The sequence below is a fragment of the Pantoea allii genome, from assembly GCF_046529425.1.
Classification (GTDB): Bacteria; Pseudomonadota; Gammaproteobacteria; order Enterobacterales; family Enterobacteriaceae; genus Pantoea; species Pantoea allii.
Window position 1 is genome coordinate 1,791,434 of the sequence record NZ_CP125958.1, and the last position, 17,395, is coordinate 1,808,828.

The 17,395-nt window shown below is 55.2% G+C and carries 16 protein-coding genes; 12 read left to right on the top strand and 4 right to left on the bottom strand.

Going from position 1 to position 17,395, the window contains the following annotated elements; genetic code table 11:
- The first annotated feature begins 361 nt into the window (after positions 1–361).
- On the top strand, positions 362–1,720 hold the full coding sequence (locus QNH99_RS08545) for an APC family permease (RefSeq protein WP_063880136.1): 1,359 nt from the start codon (positions 362–364) through the stop codon (positions 1,718–1,720).
- Between the two features lie 54 nt (positions 1,721–1,774).
- Here the strand turns inward: QNH99_RS08545 and ygbI are convergent, their stop codons facing one another.
- Positions 1,775–2,542 (bottom strand): DNA-binding transcriptional repressor YgbI, encoded by a 768-nt coding sequence (ygbI, locus tag QNH99_RS08550; protein WP_283356207.1) that lies wholly within the window; start codon positions 2,540–2,542, stop codon positions 1,775–1,777.
- A 264-nt stretch (positions 2,543–2,806) separates the two neighbouring features.
- On the opposite strand from ygbI, the gene ltnD reads away from it, so the two are divergent.
- The 5 genes from ltnD (at position 2,807) to QNH99_RS08575 (ending at position 7,860) form a co-directional block, all read left to right on the top strand.
- Positions 2,807–3,712: an L-threonate dehydrogenase gene (ltnD, locus tag QNH99_RS08555; protein ID WP_109717334.1), complete on the top strand. Its 906-nt coding sequence runs from the start codon at positions 2,807–2,809 to the stop codon at positions 3,710–3,712.
- Positions 3,712–4,974 carry a 3-oxo-tetronate kinase gene (gene otnK / locus QNH99_RS08560; protein WP_410517664.1) on the top strand — a complete coding sequence of 421 codons (1,263 nt, stop codon included), beginning with the start codon at positions 3,712–3,714 and terminating at the stop codon, positions 4,972–4,974. The genes ltnD and otnK overlap by 1 nt, the downstream gene beginning before the upstream one ends.
- Positions 4,967–5,593, top strand: coding sequence for an aldolase (locus tag QNH99_RS08565; protein WP_241567643.1), 627 nt, complete (start codon positions 4,967–4,969; stop codon positions 5,591–5,593). The genes otnK and QNH99_RS08565 overlap by 8 nt, the downstream gene beginning before the upstream one ends.
- On the top strand, positions 5,593–6,378 hold the full coding sequence (locus QNH99_RS08570; protein ID WP_241567642.1) for an HPr family phosphocarrier protein: 786 nt from the start codon (positions 5,593–5,595) through the stop codon (positions 6,376–6,378). The genes QNH99_RS08565 and QNH99_RS08570 overlap by 1 nt, the downstream gene beginning before the upstream one ends.
- Before the next feature lie 126 nt (positions 6,379–6,504).
- Positions 6,505–7,860 (top strand): GntP family transporter, encoded by a 1,356-nt coding sequence (locus tag QNH99_RS08575; protein WP_410517561.1) that lies wholly within the window; start codon positions 6,505–6,507, stop codon positions 7,858–7,860.
- 47 nt (positions 7,861–7,907) lie between these two features.
- Here the strand turns inward: QNH99_RS08575 and sbcB are convergent, their stop codons facing one another.
- Entirely contained in the window at positions 7,908–9,329 is a 1,422-nt protein-coding gene (gene sbcB / locus QNH99_RS08580; RefSeq protein WP_096010779.1) for an exodeoxyribonuclease I, read from the bottom strand.
- Between the two features lie 197 nt (positions 9,330–9,526).
- On the opposite strand from sbcB, the gene dacD reads away from it, so the two are divergent.
- The 3 genes from dacD (at position 9,527) to tmaR (ending at position 12,440) form a co-directional block, all read left to right on the top strand.
- Entirely contained in the window at positions 9,527–10,684 is a 1,158-nt protein-coding gene (dacD, locus tag QNH99_RS08585; protein WP_172823904.1) for a serine-type D-Ala-D-Ala carboxypeptidase DacD, read from the top strand.
- A 213-nt stretch (positions 10,685–10,897) separates the two neighbouring features.
- Positions 10,898–11,953 (top strand): FUSC family protein, encoded by a 1,056-nt coding sequence (locus QNH99_RS08590; protein WP_109717329.1) that lies wholly within the window; start codon positions 10,898–10,900, stop codon positions 11,951–11,953.
- A gap of 160 nt (positions 11,954–12,113) precedes the next feature.
- Complete coding sequence (tmaR, locus tag QNH99_RS08595; protein WP_063880128.1) at positions 12,114–12,440, top strand: PTS system regulator TmaR; 327 nt, start codon at positions 12,114–12,116, stop codon at positions 12,438–12,440.
- Between the two features lie 102 nt (positions 12,441–12,542).
- Here tmaR and QNH99_RS08600 read toward each other — a convergent pair whose 3' ends face one another.
- Both QNH99_RS08600 and QNH99_RS08605 read right to left on the bottom strand, forming a co-directional pair.
- Positions 12,543–13,601 carry a LacI family DNA-binding transcriptional regulator gene (locus tag QNH99_RS08600; RefSeq protein ID WP_410517562.1) on the bottom strand — a complete coding sequence of 353 codons (1,059 nt, stop codon included), beginning with the start codon at positions 13,599–13,601 and terminating at the stop codon, positions 12,543–12,545.
- Positions 13,602–13,693: 92 nt separating this feature from the next.
- Complete coding sequence (locus tag QNH99_RS08605; RefSeq protein ID WP_063880126.1) at positions 13,694–14,608, bottom strand: ketopantoate reductase family protein; 915 nt, start codon at positions 14,606–14,608, stop codon at positions 13,694–13,696.
- A gap of 257 nt (positions 14,609–14,865) precedes the next feature.
- Here QNH99_RS08605 and QNH99_RS08610 point away from each other — a divergent pair, with 257 nt between their 5' ends.
- From QNH99_RS08610 to QNH99_RS08620, 3 genes are all read left to right on the top strand, one after another.
- Positions 14,866–15,888, top strand: a complete 1,023-nt coding sequence (locus QNH99_RS08610) for an LLM class flavin-dependent oxidoreductase (RefSeq protein ID WP_063881209.1) — start codon at positions 14,866–14,868, stop codon at positions 15,886–15,888.
- 489 nt (positions 15,889–16,377) lie between these two features.
- A complete protein-coding gene (locus tag QNH99_RS08615; protein WP_063880125.1) occupies positions 16,378–16,860 on the top strand; it encodes an Hcp family type VI secretion system effector in 483 nt (160 codons plus the stop codon).
- Positions 16,861–16,891: 31 nt separating this feature from the next.
- Complete coding sequence (locus QNH99_RS08620) at positions 16,892–17,374, top strand: Hcp family type VI secretion system effector (RefSeq protein WP_410517564.1); 483 nt, start codon at positions 16,892–16,894, stop codon at positions 17,372–17,374.
- Positions 17,375–17,395: the final 21 nt, after the last annotated feature.

Sequence of the window (17,395 nt, forward strand, 5' to 3'; positions counted from 1 at the left end):
TCTATGCGACAACGTCTTGAAATAATGCGTTGGGTTGGGGCAAAATACGCCCCCTGCAAATTCAGAACATAACCGACGCTCACCGCGCCGGTTATTTTTTTGCACGTTATCACAGAGTGAATTTTCGCTGACACAACCGAGGCCGGGCGCGTACCCGGATAGATAAACACTGAAAACACGCATTGGCGTGAGATAGAGGATGTAAAGATGGGGATGTTTAATACTCTACCGGCTCAGGCTGGTACACGTTTTCGTGACGACTACGGCGCCGCGCTTGCCGCAAACCTTACTCCCTGTCGCTTAATGCGCAGTATCCTTGTGAGTCAACCCAGTCAGGTTGCTGCGCAAGGAGGACTGAAGCATGTCGCTTAATACCTCTGCTGCACCACAACGTGCTCAACTGAAAAAAACGCTGACGTTACTGCCGGTTGTCATGATGGGCTTAGCCTACATGCAGCCAATGACCCTGTTTGATACCTTTGGGATTGTCTCGGGGCTGACCGACGGTCACGTTGCCACCGCTTATGCTTTCGCCCTGATTGCGATTCTGTTCACTGCCGTGAGTTACGGTAAGCTGGTACGCCGCTTCCCATCTGCGGGCTCCGCTTATACCTACGCTCAAAAGGCAATCAGTCCGCATGTCGGCTTTATGGTGGGCTGGTCATCGCTGCTGGACTATCTGTTCATGCCGATGATTAACATCCTGCTGGCAAAAAACTATTTTGAAACCCTGGTGCCAGGTATCCCGTCGTGGATTTTCGTGGTGCTGTTGGTCGGCTTTATGACGCTGTCCAACCTTAAGGGCATCAAAACCGTTGCCAACTTCAACAGCGTGATTGTGATCCTGCAGGTTGTGGTGATGGTCGGGATTACGGCCATGGTGATTTACGGTGTGGCGCACGGTGAAGGCGCGGGAACCGTGGTCAGCAGCAAGCCGTTCTGGTCGGAGAACGCCCATGTGGTGCCTATGATTACGGGGGCGACCATTCTGTGTTTCTCGTTCCTGGGCTTTGACGGCATCAGCTCGCTGTCGGAAGAAACCAAAGATGCAGAACGTACCATTCCGCGTGCGATTTTCCTGACCGCGCTGATTGGTGGCCTGATGTTTATCGTGGCGTCTTACTTCCTGCAGCTGTACTTCCCGGACATCTCGCGCTTTAAAGAGCCGGACTCCTCACAGCCTGAAATCATGCTGTACGTGGCGGGTAAAGCGTTGCAGGTCGGTATCCTGGTCTTCTCTGTGGTCACGGTACTGGCTTCCGGCATGGCGGCGCACGCGGGTGTTTCACGTCTGATGTATGTGATGGGCCGTGATGGTGTCTTCCCGGAGCGTTTCTTCGGTTATATCCATCCAAAATGGCGCACGCCGTCCCTGAACGTCATTCTGGTGGGTGCCGTGGCGCTGATGGCGATTAACTTTGACCTGGTCACCGCCACCGCGCTGATTAACTTTGGTGCGCTGGTGGCCTTTACCTTCGTGAACCTGTCGGTGATCGCGCAGTACTGGGTACGTGAAAAACGTAACAAAACCCTTAACGATCACTTCCAGTATCTGGTTCTGCCGATGCTGGGCGCGCTGACCGTGGGTGCGCTGTGGGTAAACCTGGAGCAAAGCTCAATGGTGCTGGGCCTGATCTGGGCTGCCATTGGTATTATTTATCTGGCGTTTGTGACCCGCAGTTTCCGCAATCCTGTTCCGCAGTTTAGCGAAGAAGTGTAAGACCCTGGCCCTGTTCTGTTCCCGATGACGGGAGCAGAGCAGGGCAGCATCCATTCAGTTTTCCCGCGCGATCACCAATTCCCAGCTCCCCGTACTCAACGCTTCGCGTCCCGTCGCATTCAGCTGACTGTCGGTAATAATGACATCGAACGTCTCCAGCGGTAAGGCCAGCCAGGTGGCGATTTTGTCGTATTTAGAGCTGTCACTAAGCAGCACACGTTTGCTGCTGACGTCACATACCGCCTGCTTCACCGCCACTTTATCTTCATCCGGCGTAAACAATCCACGCAGTCCCCAGCTTGAGGTGGAAACAAACGCAATATCGATCGCCAACTGGCGCAGGCTGCGCGCTGCCGCATCGCCAATGCAGGAGCGATTATCGCGACATACTGTGCCGCCGGTATGAATGACCCGACAACGACTTGTCTCCATCAGCAAATTGGTCACCATAAAATCATTGGTCACCACTAACAAATCGTCCCGCTCGGCGATTTCCCGTGCCAGTGCCAGCATGGTGGTGCCGGCATCCAGATAAATACAGCTGTTGCGCGGAATATGCTCGGCCGCCAGTCGTCCTATCGCCTTCTTCTGATCATTGAACAGGGCCGTCTTGGTTAGATGCGAGGGTTCACTGGCCAGCCGGTTAGCGGAACGCACGCCACCCGACACCGACAGCACCGCGCCTTGCTCTTCCAGCTTTTGCACATCGCGGCGAATGGTCATATGTGACACGCCAAACCGCTCCGTGAGCTCGGCAATGCTCATGACGCCGCGCTCTGCCACCAGAGCCAGGATCTGTTGATGACGCTCAACGGGGATCATAACTACCTCGATTTATCATTTTTTCACATTGTAGAGCATCGGCTCACGAAGGCACACGGAAATTTTAACGCGGTTTCCCCCGCTGAACCGGCTGTTAAAGGCGCTGATCAGTCAGGGCTGACGCATTTCGAGTGTGAATAAATGTTTAATGTCCATCCCTTTTCGTTAATTTATGTGAATTAAGGCACGTTTTTGTGCGCACTTTATTGGCACTATTAACAACAGAAATCAAAAGTTCACTTAATTTAACAACGGAGGCCACCGATGCCAGTTTCGCAAGTCTGTGTCATAGGCTTAGGTTCAATGGGAATGGGCGCGGCGCAGTCGTGTATCCGGGCAGGGCTGTCAACGTGGGGCGTCGATCTGAATCCGCAGGCGCTGGAGACACTGCGTCAGGCTGGCGCGCGCGATGCGCAGACCTCAGCGCACGCGTTTGCTGAGCAGCTTGATGCCGTGCTGCTGCTGGTGGTCAACGCGAAGCAGGTTAACGCCATCCTGTTTGGCGAAGAGGGACTGGCTGCCAGGCTTCGACCCGGCACGGTGGTCATGGTCTCCTCAACCCTGTCCGCGCAGGATGCAAAGCAAATCGAACAAGGGCTGGCTGACCATCAACTGCTGATGCTGGACGCGCCGGTGTCAGGCGGTGCGGCCAAAGCCGCGACAGGCGACATGACCGTCATGGCGTCAGGCAGCGATGCGGCGTTTGCGGCGTTGCAGCCGGTGCTGGACGCGGTGGCGGCGAAGGTTTACCGCGTCGGGAGCGAAATCGGTCAGGGTTCCACGGTCAAGATCATTCATCAGCTTCTGGCTGGCGTGCATATTGCCGTCGGGGCCGAAGCGATGGCGCTGGCCGCCCGCGCCGGGATTCCCCTGGATACGATGTATGAGGTGGTCACCAATGCCGCAGGGAATTCATGGATGTTTGAAAACCGCATGCGCCACGTTGTTGACGGCGATTACCGCCCAACCTCAGCGGTCGACATCTTTGTGAAAGACCTGAATCTGGTCGCCGATACTGCGCAAGCCCTGCATTTCCCGCTGCCGCTGGCGTCCACTGCACTCACTATGTTCACCGAAGCCAGCAATGCTGGTTTTGGGCGCGAGGATGACAGCGCGGTCATTAAAATCTTCAGCGGGATTACGCTGCCGCAGCGCCAGGAGAAAGCATGATACGTTTAGGTGTGATTGCCGATGACTTTACCGGCGCAACCGACATTGCCAGCTTTCTGGTGCAAAATGGCCTGTCCACGATTCAGTTTAACGGCATCCCTCAGGAGGAAGCGCCGTCTGATGCGCAGGCCATTGTGATCAGCCTTAAGTCACGTTCCTGTCCGGCTGATCAGGCGGTGGCACTGTCGCTCAACGCGCTGCGCTGGCTGCAACAGCAAGGCTGTGAACGTTTTTATTTCAAATACTGTTCCACCTTCGACAGCACGCGCGGCGGCAATATTGGCCCGGTCACCGATGCGCTGCTGGCTGAGCTGAATGAGACGCAAACGGTAATCTGTCCGGCCCTGCCGGTGAACGGTCGCACCGTTTATCAGGGCTATCTGTTTGTCGGTGAACAGCTGCTGTCCGACTCCGGCATGCGCCATCATCCGGTCACGCCAATGACTGACAGCAATCTGCTACGGCTGATGGAAAGTCAGAGTACGGGAAAAGCCGGTCTCATTTCTGCCGCCACCGTGGATCAGGGTGCCATGGCGATAAAGCAGCAGCTGGATCAACTGCGCGAGCAGGGCGTTAACTATGTGGTGATTGATACGCTCAGTGAGCAGCATCTGTTAGCACAGGGCCAGGCGCTGCAGGACAGACGGCTGGTCACCGGTGGCTCCGGGCTGGCGATTGGGCTGGCACGTCAGTGGTCAGGCGACAGCGGCGATAAACGTCAGGCGCAGCGTGCCGGTTATCCGCAGGGTGAGCGGGCCGTCGTGCTGTCCGGCTCCTGTTCACAGATGACTCATCGCCAGGTCACGGCCTATCAACAGCAGGCACCAACCCAGGCGATCAGCGTCGAGCGTTGTCTCAGTGATGAACATTACGCACAGGTGCTTTGTGACTGGGTCGCAGAAAATAGCGATGGACCGCTGGCCCCGATGTTATTTGCCACCGCTGAGGCCCAACAGCTGCAGTCGATCCAACAGCAATATGGCGCGCAGCGCAGTAGTGAAGCGGTAGAGCAGCTGTTTGCGCAGGTGGCCCGGGAACTGCAATCCCGCGGCTGGCAGCGTTTTATTGTCGCGGGCGGCGAAACCTCGGGCGTGGTCGCCCAAAGCCTGGGCGTCACCGCGTTTCATATTGGCCCGGTGATCTCGCCGGGTGTTCCCTGGGTCAGAGATATACAGCAGCCGCTGTCGCTGGCGCTCAAATCCGGTAATTTTGGCAACGAGCACTTTTTCCGTCGCGCGCAAACGGAGTTTCCCCATGACTGAACAACAGGCCCGTGAAGAGATGGTCAAACTCGGTGCGTCGTTCTTCCAGCGCGGCTATGCCACCGGGTCAGCCGGCAACCTTTCCCTGCTGCTGGACGACGGCAATCTGCTGGCAACGCCCACCGGCTCCTGCCTGGGAGCGCTGGATGCCAGCCGTCTGTCAACGGTCACATTACAGGGGGAATGGCTTGGCGGGGATAAACCCTCAAAAGAAATCGCCTTTCACCGGGCGCTCTACCTGAACAATCCAGACTGCCAGGCGGTCGTTCATCTGCACAGCCACTACCTGACCGCGCTGTCGTGCCTGCAAAATCTGGACAGCCAGAACTGCATCCGCCCGTTCACGCCCTACGTGGTGATGCGGGTGGGCGATGTGCCGGTTGTGCCTTACTACAAACCCGGTGACGTGCGACTGGCGGAGGATCTGGCACAGCTGGCACCGCACTATCGTGCGTTTTTGCTGGCTAACCATGGCCCGGTCGTGGTGGGTAAATCTCTGCAGGAAGCCGCGGACAATACCGAAGAACTGGAAGAGACCGCGCGCCTGATCTTTACTCTGGGCGATCGGGCCATCCGCTATCTCAGCGCTGACGACGTCGCCGAACTCAGGAGCCGATAATGCCAAAGTTTGCAGCCAACCTGTCTACCCAGTTCAACGAGGTGCCGTTCCTGCAGCGCTTTGCCGCCGCCGCACAGGCCGGATTTGAGGCGGTGGAGTTTCTGTTCCCTTATGATTATCCGGCTGAGCAGCTAAAACCGCTGCTGGATGACAACGGCCTAAAGCTGGTGCTGTTCAATACGGCACCGGGCAACGTTGCGGCTGGCGAATGGGGCGTCAGCGCTATCCCAGGCCGGGAAGCGGAGGCACGGGCCGATATCGACAGCGCACTGGCCTACGCGCTGGCGCTTGACTGTCCCCAGGTGCATATCATGGCGGCCACCGTACCGCCGGGTGCGGATCGCCAGCAGTACGTTGACACCTTTGTCAGCAATATGCGTTACGCCGCAGAACGCTTCGCACCCCATAACATCAGGCTATTAATCGAAGCGTTAAATCCCACGACGAAACCGCGCTATCTGTATGCCAGCCAGTATCAGACGCTGGAGATGGTCGACCTGATCGACCGTCCCAACGTGTTTACTCAGCTTGATCTGTTCCATGCCCAGATCGTGGACGGCAACCTCAGCCATCTGATTCGCCATTACGCGGGACGTTACCGCCACGTGCAGATTGCCGCGGCCCCCGACCGCCACGAACCGGACGAAGGGGAGATCAACTATCCCTGGCTGTTCCGCTTACTGGATGAGGTGGGATATGACGGCTGGATCGGCTGTGAGTATATCCCGCGCGGGGACACCGTTCAGGGGCTGAACTGGTTCTCGCCCTGGGCAAAAAACCGCTAAAGCATTGATAAACATCACACCGGTGTGTCAGCACCGGTGCAGTTCTGGTCGTCTTTTATACGCACCAGCATCAGGTTGAGCTGTAGCCAAAAATCCTAAAAAAGATAATTTACTCTGAGGTTTACCATGACGACTGCGTTGCTGTTAGCCATCGCGACTGCCAGCATTGTGATTCTGCTGCTGCTGGTCATCAAAGCCAAAGTGCACCCCTTTATCGCGCTACTGATTGTCAGCCTGCTGGTGGCGATAGCGACCGGTATCCCGGCTGAAAAAATCATGGAGACGATTATCAGCGGCATGGGCGGGCTGCTGGGCCATATCACCATTATTATTGTGCTGGGTGCCATGCTCGGGGCCATTATCGAAGCCTCCGGCGGAGCGGAGTCGCTGGCCCAGCGCTTCAGTAAAGCCCTGGGCCTGAAACGGACCGTTGCCGCCCTGACGATGGCGGCGTTTATTCTGGGCATCCCGGTCTTTTTTGAAGTGGGCTTTATTATCGTTATCCCGTTGATCTACGGCTTTACCAAAGTGGCACGGGTTTCTCCCTTAAAGTTTGGCCTGCCGATGGCCGGGGTGATGTTAACGGTGCATGTGGCATTGCCCACCCATCCGGGTGCGGCGGCGGCGGCAGCGATTTTGCACACCGATATGGGCTGGCTGATGCTGCTGGGGATTCTTATCTCTGTCCCGGTTGGTATTTTAGGGTATTACGTCGCCCGGGTGATGAATCGCCGTCAGTATCATCTGTCAGTCGAGGTGCTGGAACAGTTACAGATGGCGAAGCCTGAAGGTGCCATCAAGAAAAATGAGCCGGCCCCACCGGGCGCATTGACCATCTGTGGCCTGATCGTGATTCCCATTGTTTTAATTGTGCTGGGCACGTTGTCGCACTCACTGCTGGCGCCAGACAGCCTGCTGGGGAAAGTGATGACGGTCATTGGCACGCCGCCTGTTGCGCTGTTGATTGCATTAGGGCTGGCTGCCTGGCTACTGGGCATCCGCCGTGGCTGGAGCAAAGATAAGCTGGAAGACCTGACCGGACGGGCGATTCCGGGATCGGCCAGCGTGATTCTGGTTGCGGGCGCGGGCGGCGCTTTTGGTAAGGTGCTGGTTGAGTCCGGCGTAGGTAAAGCGCTGGCCCTGGCGCTGGAAACACTGCACCTGCCGTTAATCCCTGCCGCCTTTATTCTGTCACTGGCGCTGCGCGCCTCTCAGGGATCGGCCACCGTCGCGATTCTCACCACCAGTGGCTTACTGACGCAGGCCGTCGCCGGCATTGATGATGTGCATCGGGTGCTGGTGACGCTGGCAATTTGTTTCGGTGGGCTTGGGCTGTCTCACGTTAACGATGCGGGCTTCTGGGTGGTGACCCGCTATCTGGGCCTGTCGGTGGCGGATGGGTTAAAAACCTGGACGGTACTGACAACCCTGATGGGGCTGTGCGGTTTTGCTCTGATCTGGGCGCTGTGGTGGGTGATCTGATGCGTAGGCCTGGAAAGGCGATTAGCTTTCCCCGGCCAGTCTGAGCGTCAGGACACCAGTTCCTGCGCATAGCGATACAGCGCTTTCAACTGTGCCACTTTTTCCTGGTCGCTTTCATGCAGGCTGGCCAGAGATTCCAGCTCCATCAGGAAGGACTGCACTTTCTCCGGGTTCAGCACCTCGCGTCGATGCTGCAGCCAGCGCTGCTGCTCGGCATCATCCAGCGTGCCCGGAAAATTACGCGCCCGGTAACGAAACAGCAGCTTAGCCACGCGTGGGCTGTCAAACGTCAGGTCCAGCGCGGGCAGATTCGCCGGTGCTGTCTGGCGAATAATGTTCATGCCCGCCCGATCGGCATCGCTAAAGAAACCATCATAGAGCTGGGTGTCGACATCATCCGACGGCGTGAAGGGGTCCGCATCGGCAAAGATCGCCACCAGTTTTTCACGCACCTCAGGATGCTGCCGCAGCGTCGCCAGGTTATCCAGGCTGAACTGACGATCGATACCCAAACGCTCAGCATCTTCTGGTCGCAGGGTATTCGCCGGTGCCAGCACGGGACACTTATTGATATGTACCAGCTTAACGGGAACGGCTGCCAGATCGCCGAGATCGCTTTTGCGCGTATACAGACGCGCGCGCAGGCTGTCGGCATCCAGCGCCAGTAGCGGCGTGATGTCCCCGGCCAGATCCACCACGATGAGCGCATTACGGTTGTCGGGATGCCAGGCGAGCGGCACCACCCAACTGGTATTGCCGCGCGCCGCGCCAAACATACCGGAAACGTGCACCAGCGGTTTCATTTGGGGGATGTCGACCAGTTGAATGAGTTTGTTTTTGTTGCGATGCGTAAACAAAAACTCAAACAGTTTGGGCTGTTTCTCTTTAACCAGTTTTGCCATGGCAAGTGTGGCGTACACATCTGACATCGCATCATGGGCGTTTTCATGGGCCACGCCGTTGGCTTTGGTCAGGTGCTCCAGCCGGAAGCTGGGAAAGCCGTCTTCATTTTCAGGCCAGTTAATGCCTTCGGGCCGCAGCGCATAGCAGGCGCGCATCACGTCCAGTAAATCCCAACGGGAGTTACCGTTCTGCCAGCTCCAGCCATAGGGATCGTAGAAGTTGCGGTAAAAAATATTCCGCGTCACCTCATCGTCAAAACGTACGTTGTTGTAGCCCACCACGCAGGTTTGCTCTGTGGTGAACAGGGCATGAATACGGGCGGCAAACTCGGCCTCGCTCACGCCTCGTGAGGCAGCAATTTGCGGCGTAATGCCGGTGATCATCACCGCTTCGGGCTGGGGCAGGTAATCATCCGGAGGACGGCAATAGAACACCTCTGGCTCGCCAATCGGATTGAAGTTGCTGTCGGTACGTAAACCGGCAAACTGCGCCGGACGATCCAGGGATGGACTGGTGCCGAAGGTTTCGTAATCGTGGAACAAGAAAGTTAATTCAGAGGCGGGCACGTCGCTGTCCTGTCTGCAAAAAATCAATGTTCAGGATAGTCTTCTGCGCGCTTCAGCACAACCGTGCAGGGCAATGCTGCGTAACGGCGCGCAGCAGTTCATATTTTTTTTCAATTTATTTAAACCTTATTAAGGCTTTTGCCGTAAAACGTCCGGCAGTTCCCGTCTGTTTTATTTGCGCAACTAAGGATGAAGTGTTGAAAAGGCGTCTGTTAATTACCGTAACTGTTTTTTGGGCTTCGCTGGCACAGGCCGACGATATGCCGTTTCCCGTGACGCCACCGGCGATTGATGCCGCGTCATGGGTGCTGATGGATGCCACCACGGGGCAGGTTCTTACCGCGGGCAATCCCGACGAGCGCCGCAATCCTGCCAGTCTGACCAAACTGATGACCGGTTATGTGGTCGATCGCGCGATCGATCAAAAGAAAATTACCCGCGACGATATGGTCACCGTGGGTAAAGATGCCTGGGCTGCGGGCAATCCGGTCTTCAAAGGTTCCTCGCTGATGTTTCTTAAGCCAGGCGATAAGCTGACTGTGCGCGACCTGAGCCGTGGCGTCATCATCGACTCAGGCAATGACGCCTGCGTGGCGCTGGCCGACTATGTCGCCGGGAGCCAGGACAATTTTGTTAAGCTGATGAATCACTACGTTGAGAAACTGGGCCTGGCAAATACCCATTTCGAAACCGTCCACGGTCTGGATGCACCAGGACAATTCTCCAGCGCGAGGGACATGGCAAAACTGTCCCGCGCCATTATCAGCGGCGAGCCAGATTTCTATGCCATGTACCGTGAGAAAACCCTGTCCTGGAATGGCATCACCCAGAACAACCGTAATGGCCTGCTGTGGGATAACAACCTGCATGTCGATGGTCTGAAAACGGGCCATACCGAAACGGCCGGGTTCAACATTGTGGCTTCAAATGTCGTCGGTCAGCACCGTCTGATTGCCGTGATCATGGGCGGTAAAAGTGCCAAAGGGCGCGAAGAGCAGGCCCGCAAGCTGCTGGTCTGGGGACAGAATACCTTCGACACGGTGCAACTGTTCCATGCTGGTAAGAAAATTGGCAGCGAGCATGTCTGGTATGGTAATCCGCACCAGGTGGAAGTGGGCACGGCAGAGGACGTCTATCTGTCGCTACCGCGCAGTGAAATCCCGAACGTCAAAGCCAAATACGTGATTCAGCGTACCGATCTGGAAGCGCCGCTGAAAGCCAATGAAAACATTGGGGAAATCCAGGTGATGGACAAAGATAAGCAGATTGCCAGTTATCCACTGGTGGCGCTCAGCGCTGTAAACGAAGCGGGCATAGTTAGCCGCCTCTCTGACTATCTGAAACGTAAGTTTTAATCTCACGCTACGCGCACCTGCCTGTCGGGCAGGTGCCGGGCGATCGCCTGCCTCAGGACCGTCTGGCCACCTGAGCGGTTAATTTTGCTGATTTACGGTCACGGGTCGGAGATAATGACCCATTGCTTCAGGCATTCACTAAAATATTGACGGCGCGCCAGGACTGACAGGGCGCATCGCGTAGAATCACCTTTTTACCAGCGGACAGCCACCTTGCGCTCTGATAAGCCCATCTCAAATCTGGAATTCTGGTTGTATCGTCATTACCGCAGCGTGCACGGTCTGCGCATCGCGGTCGCGTTTCTCTTTGCTTTTTTATTTGTCCGCATCACTGAAATCCCCGAAGGCACCTGGCCACTGATTACGCTGGTGGTCGTCATGGGGCCGATCTCGACGTGGGGCAATGTGTTTCCCCGCGCCATTCAGCGCATTGGTGGCACGATTGCCGGTTCCATTTCGGGATTAATCGCGCTCAAGCTGGAGATCATTTCGCTGCCGGGCATGCTGGCATGGTGCGGGCTGATTATGTTTATCAGCGGCTATCTGACCCTGGGGAAACATCCCTATATGGCGTTGTTGATTGGCATCACGCTCTGCGTGGTGGTGGGCGCGCCGATGGGGGATTTCACCGTTGCCATGTGGCGCGGCGGCGATGTGATTTTAGGCTCGCTGCTGGCGCTGATATTTACCGCCGTCTGGGCGCAACGCGCGTATATTCACTGGCGTATCCAACTTTCGGATACGCTGGGCGAGATGGCAAAAATCTATCATGCGGGGTTTTCGGCCAACCTGGTGGACAAGCCGCGACTGAACAAGCCGTTTGGTAAACTGCTCACCAGCGTGATCAAAATGCGGGCTTTGCTGGAGCCGTCCAGTAAGGAAACGCGCATTCCCCGTTCGGTGTTTGAAGCGATTCAGACCATTAACCGTAATATGGTGTACACCATTGAGATGCAAATTAATGCCTGGTGGGCATCGCGGGAAAGCCATCTGATTATGCTGAACGCGCCGGCGCTGCGTCGTACCCAGCAGATGACGGAAAACGCGTTACGCACCTTATCGGTGATGGCGGTGAAGGGGGAAACCTATGACATTATTGCTGCCAACCATGAGTTAACAGAAATCGTCAAAGAACTTAAGCAGTTGATCGCCGACGGCAGCGACCGTCTGGAGGAAACGCCGATTTATGGCTATGTCTGGCTGAGTCTGGAGCTGGCGAAGCAGCTGGAGCGCATGACCGATTTGATGCGTCTGGCGCTGCGTAAATAATCACCTCAGACAATGACTTAATGCGAAACCCGGTTTTTTTGCGCTAAGATAAGAGCCAGTCCGAATTTAGCTGTGAGAATTGCCCATAAGGCTGGCTAGCCGCTAAGCTGATCGTTTTGACTCTCTCCCTGCTTTAGCAGGCTTAAAGAAAGGTGCCATCATGGAAAATGCCAAGCAATCATTTCAGGACGTACTTGAGTTTGTGCGTACGTTTCGCCGCAAGAACAAACTGCAGCGTGAAATTGTCGATAATGAGAAGAAAATTCGTGACAACCAAAAGCGCGTACTGCTGCTGGATAACCTGAGCGAATACATTAAACCCGGCATGAGCGTTGAGGCGATTCAGGAAATCATCGCCAGCATGCGTGCTGACTATGAAGATCGCGTTGATGAATACATCATCAAAAATGCTGACCTGTCTAAAGAGCGCCGTGAGCTGTCTAAAAAGCTCAAGACGCTGGGCGTGGGTGAGACAAAAGCGCCATAATGGCGCGCCGGTAGCGCAAACCGTCCGTTACCGATATCACCGGCCCGCAGCAACCTTCAGGTTGGGCGGGCTTTTTTGCGCCCGCATGGCGGGCTAAAACGCTTAACCCGAGAGCTTACGCGCAATCTGCTGCAGCTGACGGGCCAGATCGGATAAGTCCAGGTCCTGACTGGCGGGTACGGCGGTGGTTTCCCGTATCACCAGAACCGGCTCCAGTATGCGGGACGTCACCGCCTCACCGCGCAGTTCGGCCAGCACCCGATCAACGCTGTGGGTGCCAAGTTGTTGAAGGTCCTGACGAACGGTGGTGAGCGGGGGCTGATACCAGGCACTTTCCGCCGTGTCATCGTACCCCACAATGGAAATATCGGCCGGGATCGCCACGCCGTGCTGATGCAGCGCTCGCATCGCGCCCAGCGCCATCTCGTCATTCGCCACTAACAGCGCCTGGGGCAGGGCATCGGGTAGCTGCGTCAGCATGGCCTGATAGCCCGATTTTGCGCTCCAGTCGCCGCGCAGTACGCAGCAGGGGGTGAGCTGATGATCGGCCAGTATCTGACGCCAGACGGCTTCGCGCTGACGCGCCGATATCGAGCGCACAGGGCCATTTAGCAGGCCGATTTGCCGGTGTCCAAGGGCAATCAGGTGCGCCACGGCGGCTCGTGCCCCTTGTTCGTTTGAATACTGGCAGTGAGAGACAACAGCATGCGGATCGGCATCCAGAAACAGTACGGGTTTTTTGCCACACATCGCGCGGATTTTTTCTGCCTCAGCCGCCTCTAAAGGGATATTAATCAGCACCGCATCAACACGTTGGGCCATCAGTTCATTCACCGTGGCTTCGGGGTTGTCTTCACTGTCCATGGCGATAACCAGGTGGTATCCGGCTCTGGCGGCGCGCTGCTGTATGGCCGAGGCAATTTGCGCCGGTGCCATCAGGGCCAGATTGCTGGTGGCCAGCCCCAGGGTGCGGGTGGCTTTTCCCGCCAGCTGCTGCGCGACCCGGTTGGGAACATAGTTAAGTTGTTGCATCGCCGCTTCAACTTTTTCTCGGGTGCGGGGGGAGACCTGCTCAGACCGGTTAAGCACACGAGAAACGGTTTGATAGGAAACGCCAGCCAGTTGGGCAACATCATCAAGGGTCACAGAGCGGGACGTCATTATTCCTCCATAAGATGAGGCAGCGAGTGTAACAAAATTCCGTTACCCGCGCGTCCTGCAACGGCGCGGCTGCTTTCTCATCACTTCCGTGTTTAACGGTTCTGTTGATAGATTTGCAGGTTAACGTTCACCGCATTCAACAGCGGCACCGTAAGACTATGACGGTTGGCGCGCAACAGCAGGTCGCCAATGATGGTCTCCGCTTCAATCGCGAAACCCTGGGTCAAATCACGATACATTGAAGACGTCATCGGCGTGGCCGGATTGTTCAGCCACTGATAAATTTTGGCGGTAACGGCAGGGCGGGGGTGATAACCCTCGGCGCAAATAACCTGAAGCACCTCAGCGTAAATGCCCTGAAGCAGCATCTCGCCGCCTTCAGCGTTCAGCACCTGTTGCGTGTTACCTCGCGCCAGGCAGCAGACCGCGCCTAACGTGCTTAACAGCAGCCATTTTTCCCACAGTTCACTGATAATATCCTCGGTAAAAAACGTCTCTACCGCACAGGTGCGTAGCGCCGCATCCAGTTGCTGAAGCCGTGCGTCGTTATGGCCATCCAGCGCACCGTAATAGAGCTGATGCAGTGGCGTGAGCTGCACCACGTGGCCCTGTTCGTTAAGCGTGGCGTTAATTTTGCACAGGCCGCCCACCACCTTGTCTGCGCCAAAATGGGCAATCAGGGTATCGAAATGCCGCATACCGTTGAGAATCGGCATAATCAGGGTTTCTGGCCCGACCGCGTTATTCATATCGCGCAACGCCTGCTCAAGGCCGGTACTTTTAACGGTCAGAATGATCAGGTCAAACGGGCTGTTCAGCGCAGGAGCAGTGACTAACTGCGGTTGCAGGACTTCGCGTCCGGATGGGGTTTGCAGCACGAGGCCGGTTTCTTGTAATTGACTGAGACGGCGCTCACGCACAAGAAAGGTCACATCCTGCCCGGCCTGTACCAGCCGTGCGCCAAAATATCCGCCGGTTGCTCCGGCACCCACCATTAAAATGCGCATCCGATATCCTTGTATGAAAAGCGTCTGCCCTAACACAGCGCCGCAATTTCTGTTATGCGTCAAAACCCAACGCGCTCGCAAGTAATATTACAACCTGAACGCCAACAGGATAGGGACTGGCAGGCTAACCTTATGTCAAAATTCTTGAACGTAGCGCTTAAGGATATTCACTATCAGTGATGGACAAGCTGGCGTACCCTTTGTGCATTACGGTTTATAACGCGAAAGCAACCGTCTTTCGTCAGGAGACGTCACAGATGAAAAATATTGGTTTTCTCTCATTCGGCCACTGGACACCTTCGTCTCAGTCAGCCACCCGTTCGGCTCAGGACGTATTGCTGCAGTCTATCGATCTTGCCGTGGCGGCAGAAGAACTGGGCGCCGACGGCGCGTATTTTCGTGTGCATCACTTTGCCCGTCAGCTCAGCTCGCCGTTTCCGCTGCTGGCAGCCGTCGGCGCGCGCACCAAAAAAATTGAAATAGGCACCGGCGTTATCGATATGCGCTATGAGAATCCGCTTTATATGGTGGAAGACGCGAGTGCTGCCGATCTGATTTCTAACGGTCGCCTGCAACTGGGACTGAGCCGCGGTTCACCAGAACAGGTTATTGATGGCTGGCGCTACTTTGGCTACGCACCGCAGGAAGGCGAGACGGATGCCGACATGGGCCGTCGTCACACCGAGGTGTTCCTGGATGCGCTGCGTGGCGAAGGTTTTGCCAAACCCAATCCACAGCCGATGTTTCCGAACCCACCCGGCCTGCTGCGCCTGGAGCCGCTGTCTGAAGGCTTGCGCGATCGCATCTGGTGGGGTTCCGGCTCCAACGCTACGTCCGTATGGGCGGCGAAGATGGGCATGAACCTGCAAAGCTCGACGCTGAAAGATGATGAAACCGGCGAGCCGTTCCACATTCAGCAGGCTAAACAGATTCGCGCCTATCGTGAAGCCTGGAAAGCGGCAGGGCACCAGCGTGAGCCACGGGTTTCCGTCAGCCGCAGTATTTTTGCACTGGTAAATGATATGGACCGGGCTTACTTTGGCCGCAGTGGACAGGATCAGGATTCAGTGGGCTTTCTGGATGAGAAAACCCGCGCCATTTTCGGCCGCAGCTATGCCGCCGAACCGGAAAAACTGATCAAGCTGTTGGCAGAGGATGAAGCAATAGCTGAAGCCGATACTTTGCTGCTGACCGTGCCGAATCAGCTGGGCGTGGATTACAATGCGCACGTCATAGAATCGATTCTGAAGTATGTGGCTCCGGAGCTGGGCTGGCGTTAAGCCCTGATTGGTTCCAGCCGATTGATAACCCCACGCAGCACTGGTTGCGTGGGTTTTTTTTATTCAATAATCACCCCACTTCTGCAGCCCTCGCGCTCCCAACGCCTGCCGATTAGGTCGATGGCAGTGCCGCGTTTTGGTTAAAACTATTACCTCCTGAAACGATAACCTTTCGATAATATTTGCTTTCAGATTTATCCCAATAAATTAGCGTGCGTTGTAAATTAATTGACATGAAGTCATGTTAATTTTATTAATGTATCAAGATCTTCAAAAGGATACCTCTATTTTAGATATCCTGACATATTCATTTTCACTGCGTAAAACACGCAGGCGTCTTTTTATTTCTTGTTCGCACGCTACGACAGTCATTGCATGCTGCTTTATATTTTTTAATATCAAATGGCACTAAATTCTGTCGAAACCTACTGAACATAACGGATTGCAACGCCCGTTTTATCCTCATCACAACGTAATCGGAAAAAATTAATGGCGATCGATATTTATTTGAAAGTTGAAGGTACCACAGGAGAATCCCAGGACAGCAACCATAAAGGATGGACCGACGTGCTGTCATTTGACTGGGGGGCTTCACAACCCGGCAATATGGCGGTGGGAGGCGGTGGCGGCGCAGGGAAAGTGAATTTCAATGATCTGCGTGTTAAAGCGTTAATCGATAAATCCACGCCTGCTATCCTTAAATACTGTTCCAGCGGAAAGCATGTTTCAAAAGTTGAACTGTCCGTCTGTAAAGCCGGTGGAAGCCAGGTCGAGTATTCCAAAATCGTATTAGAAGATGTTCTGGTTACCGCGACCAATTTCAACGGTATCGGGCAAAGTGACACTATTGTGGTTGACTACGCTTTTCAGGCATCCAAAGTTTCAACCAGCTATTGGGAACAAAGCGCAAGCGGCACCAAAGGCGCGGAAACCAAAGCCGGTTGGGATATTAAACAAAATAAAGAGAGCTGAGTGAATCTGCCCTGAAATATAAAGGTGAAAAATGGCTATTGATATATTTTTAAAAATAGATGGAATCGAAGGTGAATCGCAAAATGCGAATCATAAAAAATGGATTGATGTCCTGTCATTTAACTGGGGAGCGCATCAGCCAGGCAATATGGCTGTTGGCGGCGGCGGTGGAGCAGGGAAAGTTAATTATCATGATCTAAGCGTTGAGGCATTGATCGATAAAGCCACGCCTGCGTTAGTGAAATATTGCGCCACCGGTAAACATCTGCCAAAAGTTCAACTGTCTGTCTGTAAAGCGGGCGGACAGGAAGTGGAGTACACCCGTATCACGCTGCAAGATGTATTGGTGACACAGACTGACTTTACCGGAGTCGGTCACGCCTCCACGCTGGGGATGCAATACGCATTTCAGGCCAGCAAAGTGGCACTGGAATACTGGGAGCAGGCTTCTCAGGGAAGTAAAGCAGCCTCGGTGCAGATGGGCTGGGATATTAAACAAAATAAAGAAAGCTAATCACTTCGTCAGGCGGCATCA

What these genes read in the sequence shown, in the direction of transcription:
- QNH99_RS08545 (WP_063880136.1), top strand. Translation starts at nt 362, where the DNA reads ATGTCGCTTAATACCTCTGCTGCACCACAACGTGCTCAACTGAAAAAA.
- ygbI (WP_283356207.1), bottom strand. Translation starts at nt 2,542, where the DNA reads ATGATCCCCGTTGAGCGTCATCAACAGATCCTGGCTCTGGTGGCAGAG.
- ltnD (WP_109717334.1), top strand. Translation starts at nt 2,807, where the DNA reads ATGCCAGTTTCGCAAGTCTGTGTCATAGGCTTAGGTTCAATGGGAATG.
- QNH99_RS08565 (WP_241567643.1), top strand. Translation starts at nt 4,967, where the DNA reads ATGACTGAACAACAGGCCCGTGAAGAGATGGTCAAACTCGGTGCGTCG.
- QNH99_RS08570 (WP_241567642.1), top strand. Translation starts at nt 5,593, where the DNA reads ATGCCAAAGTTTGCAGCCAACCTGTCTACCCAGTTCAACGAGGTGCCG.
- QNH99_RS08575 (WP_410517561.1), top strand. Translation starts at nt 6,505, where the DNA reads ATGACGACTGCGTTGCTGTTAGCCATCGCGACTGCCAGCATTGTGATT.
- tmaR (WP_063880128.1), top strand. Translation starts at nt 12,114, where the DNA reads ATGGAAAATGCCAAGCAATCATTTCAGGACGTACTTGAGTTTGTGCGT.
- QNH99_RS08600 (WP_410517562.1), bottom strand. Translation starts at nt 13,601, where the DNA reads ATGACGTCCCGCTCTGTGACCCTTGATGATGTTGCCCAACTGGCTGGC.
- QNH99_RS08605 (WP_063880126.1), bottom strand. Translation starts at nt 14,608, where the DNA reads ATGCGCATTTTAATGGTGGGTGCCGGAGCAACCGGCGGATATTTTGGC.
- QNH99_RS08610 (WP_063881209.1), top strand. Translation starts at nt 14,866, where the DNA reads ATGAAAAATATTGGTTTTCTCTCATTCGGCCACTGGACACCTTCGTCT.
- QNH99_RS08615 (WP_063880125.1), top strand. Translation starts at nt 16,378, where the DNA reads ATGGCGATCGATATTTATTTGAAAGTTGAAGGTACCACAGGAGAATCC.
- QNH99_RS08620 (WP_410517564.1), top strand. Translation starts at nt 16,892, where the DNA reads ATGGCTATTGATATATTTTTAAAAATAGATGGAATCGAAGGTGAATCG.